Source organism: Pantoea sp. Pa-EAmG (assembly GCF_030024295.1).
Taxonomy (GTDB): domain Bacteria; phylum Pseudomonadota; class Gammaproteobacteria; order Enterobacterales; family Enterobacteriaceae; genus Pantoea; species Pantoea dispersa.
Map to the genome: position 1 here is coordinate 1 of NZ_JASEWO010000292.1, position 3170 is coordinate 3170.

Here is a 3170-nt window from a genome sequence, read left to right on the forward strand (position 1 = left end):
CGCGCAAAGCGGACGTTGACGCTTCGAAATGAACTTAGAGACGAATCAGGACAACCGTTAAGTCGCCCTCAAAAGGGGGCTAAAGCGGTAAAACGGTTTCCCCGGTGTGCTGAAAAACGTATGGATCGTAAAGTAACTCAAATTGTTCGTCATCCGGATACGTCACTGCCACGTGATAGTTTTCTCCTGCAAAAGTTTTTACTGAATGCAGATCCTTCCAGTAAGTTGCCAGAAAGAAATGCTCCCAGTCACCCTGTGTTTCTCTGCGCACATAAGCGCCTATATTCCCGGCAATGCTTCGTGAATGTTCCACACCTGTCTTCTCAAGGTGTTTCGCAAAATCTTCAGCGTGTTTGAGTGGAACACAACCGTGCCAGGTCCTTACAATCATTCGCCTTTCCTCTTAATGTGGCAAGGAGGTAACCCTATCATCGCAAGCCACGTAGCGGTGTAATTTCTGAAGGGCGCGTTCGCTAATGCAAACTAAATTAATGACGACCGAAACCTATTCACTGTTACCTGTAGGTCCGTTTTTCGCTCATCGAGGCATTCGTCGGTGGAGAAGTCCGCTCCGTGCCGCCCCGTTATTTCTGCAGTCTGGCTGCGGCTTTCAGCGTCGCCTGCCGCCGCTTTTCAATAAATGGCGCAACCTGTTGCTGAGCTTTTTTCAGCTGTTCTTCAGATGCGGAGCGGGGCGAGCCACAGTCAAAGGGCGGGGCAGGGTCATATTCCATATGTAGCTGAATGTTTTGCGCGATATCCGGTCCGAACATCTCTGATACGACGCTGAGGGCAAAATCGATACCTGAAGTCACACCAGCGCCCGTTATGCGATTGCGGTCGCGTACAACGCGCTCATTTACTGGCTCTGCGCCCAATAGCGCCAGCTGATCCAGCGAGGCCCAATGCGTCGTCGCTTTATATCCCTGCAGAAGCCCGGCCGCGCCCAGCACGAGCGATCCGGTGCATACCGACGTTACCAGCTTCGCCTGCTTACTTTGAGCCCGGATAAACGAAAGGACTTCTTCATCCTCCATCAGGTTTATCTGCCCCGGCCCGCCGGGAATACAGATGATATCCAGCGCGGGACACGCGTCGAACGTGGTGGTTGGCTGAATCGCCATCCCCCGGTCTGACACCACAAGCTCCAGATTTTTCCAGATGAGATGCACCTTCGTGTCTGGTGCCCGCGCAAAGACTTCAAACGGACCGGTCAGGTCAAGCTGCGTAAGCGCAGGGAACAGCAGCAGACCGATGGATGTAGATGCAGAATCATTCATAAATAATGCCTTCATTGTGTGCCAGCAGCCGACATCGCTGCGGTAAGTTATGAATCACTGCAACAGACGACGCAGAGAAAAAGCCATCAGCAATACTGGCATATTTTCTGAGCATCAATGCGGTTGTTTTATTCACAGAAAATATTGGTATCCATAAGCCGAAATGGCCAGGCTGGCCTCGTCGCCATCCAGTGAAAGCATAATCACCCGATCGGAATCTCATCTATGTCAGTATAAATTTTTAACCCGCGTTCTCTGCCAATCCGTATATCGTGATCGGCGCCTTGCGACGCGCCCTGCATACGTAAGATCGCGTCGCAATGCTGAATCAGCCGATGTGCAACCGGATAAAGATAAGCCTCACTGATTTCATCACCGATTGCCTGTGAACCTGCGGCGGCGGCAAGAGGTAATGCCAGCCATTCTCCAATCACCGGCGTATGCCCTTTGTGATAAACCTGCAGTGCCGCTTCGTCTAATTTTCGCATATTCGCGTGAATTAAAACCGGGTCTCCTTCGGTGCCGCTGCGCACAGGGCCGGCGATCAGGATCAGCATGGTATTGGCTCCTCAAAATGGACATTCATGGCAACGTATTGCAGTAACATGATGGTTTTCGCATCCATAATCTCCCCGCTGCGAATTGCGCTCAGCGCCTGAGTCAAAGGCCATTCCAGTACTTCAATATCCTCGCCCTCGTCGGCAAGGCCACCGCCTTTGCTCTGGCGATCGTCATCAGCATATTCGGCGATAAAGAAATAGAGTTTCTCGGTAACCGAACCCGGACTCATAAAGGCTTCCATGACTTTTTCAATATGCTGCACCCGGTAACCGGTTTCTTCTTCTGCCTCCGCGACAATGCGGGTTTCCGGCGAAGCGTTATCGAGCAGCCCGGCAGCCGCTTCAATCAAAAAACCGTGGTGACCATTAATGAAAACCGGCAAGCGAAACTGGCGGGTCAGCACCACGCTGCGTTTTTGGCGGTTATACAGAAGCACGACGGCACCATTACCGCGGTCATACGCTTCACGCTGCTGCTCCTGCCACGAGCCGTCACGGCGCTGCAATTCGAAGGTGTACTTTTTCAGGGTGTACCAGTTGTCGGACAACAGCTGCTCACGGATATTGCGTATTTTCTGCTGCATAGCTTGCCTCCTGAAGATGACAAAACAGACGCTATCATGCATAATCGTGCAAATTCAAGAAAAAACGTGAGCGGGTAATTATGCTATCAAGCCAGCGTAAACAACAGATTCTGAAGATTCTGGCGGCTGAAAATCAGGTGATGTCAGGTGAGCTCAGTCAGCGTTTCGGCATATCCGAGGACTCAATACGGCGCGATTTGCGGGAACTGGCCGCTGAAGGACTGTTACAGCGCGTGCACGGCGGCGCGCTGCCGGTTTCAGCCGCGCTGGCATCCTTCGAAAAACGCAAAAACGTGCAAATGAGTTCCAAGCAGTGTGTGGCGCAAAAGGCGGTGAAGCTGATTCAACCCGGTCAGGTGGTGATTATTGACGGCGGAACCACCACAGCAGAACTGGTGCAGTTGCTGCCAGCAGACCTGGCTTTCACGGCAATCACCCACAGCCCCGGTATTGCGGTTGCGCTGGTGGATTTTCCACGGGTAGAAGTGATAACGCTGGGCGGGCTGCTCTATCGCCACTCGGTGGTCGCGGTGGGATCGGCTGTCCATGAGGCGGCTGCGCGTATTAATGCTGATCTGTTTTTCATGGGCGTTACCGGCGTGCATAAAACCGCCGGCCTCACGACCGGCAACTATGAAGAGGCTGGCATAAAGCGCGCGCTGGCGGGGAGAGCCGCCGAGACCGTTGTCATGGTGTCAAAAGAGAAACTTAATTCCGCCTCCGCCTTCGCGATTGGGGATCTGGAG

Annotated in this window: 5 protein-coding genes; 1 reads left to right on the forward strand and 4 read right to left on the reverse strand. The window is 53.0% G+C overall.

Annotation, left to right across the window (positions count from 1 at the left end; all coding sequences use genetic code 11):
- Positions 1 to 79: 79 nt before the first annotated feature.
- The 4 genes from QMM04_RS21765 to QMM04_RS21780 all read right to left on the reverse strand — a co-directional run bounded on the left by QMM04_RS21765 (position 80) and on the right by QMM04_RS21780 (position 2424).
- Positions 80 to 391, reverse strand: coding sequence for a hypothetical protein (locus tag QMM04_RS21765; protein WP_282997015.1), 312 nt, complete (start codon positions 389 to 391; stop codon positions 80 to 82).
- Between the two features lie 193 nt (positions 392 to 584).
- Positions 585 to 1280 (reverse strand): DJ-1/PfpI family protein, encoded by a 696-nt coding sequence (locus QMM04_RS21770; RefSeq protein WP_166710634.1) that lies wholly within the window; start codon positions 1278 to 1280, stop codon positions 585 to 587.
- A gap of 203 nt (positions 1281 to 1483) precedes the next feature.
- Positions 1484 to 1837 (reverse strand): NUDIX hydrolase, encoded by a 354-nt coding sequence (locus tag QMM04_RS21775; RefSeq protein ID WP_282997016.1) that lies wholly within the window; start codon positions 1835 to 1837, stop codon positions 1484 to 1486.
- Positions 1831 to 2424 carry an NUDIX domain-containing protein gene (locus tag QMM04_RS21780; protein WP_059010026.1) on the reverse strand — a complete coding sequence of 198 codons (594 nt, stop codon included), beginning with the start codon at positions 2422 to 2424 and terminating at the stop codon, positions 1831 to 1833. Before QMM04_RS21780 ends, QMM04_RS21775 begins: the two co-directional genes overlap by 7 nt.
- 80 nt (positions 2425 to 2504) lie before the next feature.
- Between QMM04_RS21780 and QMM04_RS21785 the strand changes: the two genes are divergently transcribed.
- The coding region (locus QMM04_RS21785) for a DeoR/GlpR family DNA-binding transcription regulator (RefSeq protein WP_282997017.1) at positions 2505 to 3170 on the forward strand (666 nt) is incomplete at its 3' end.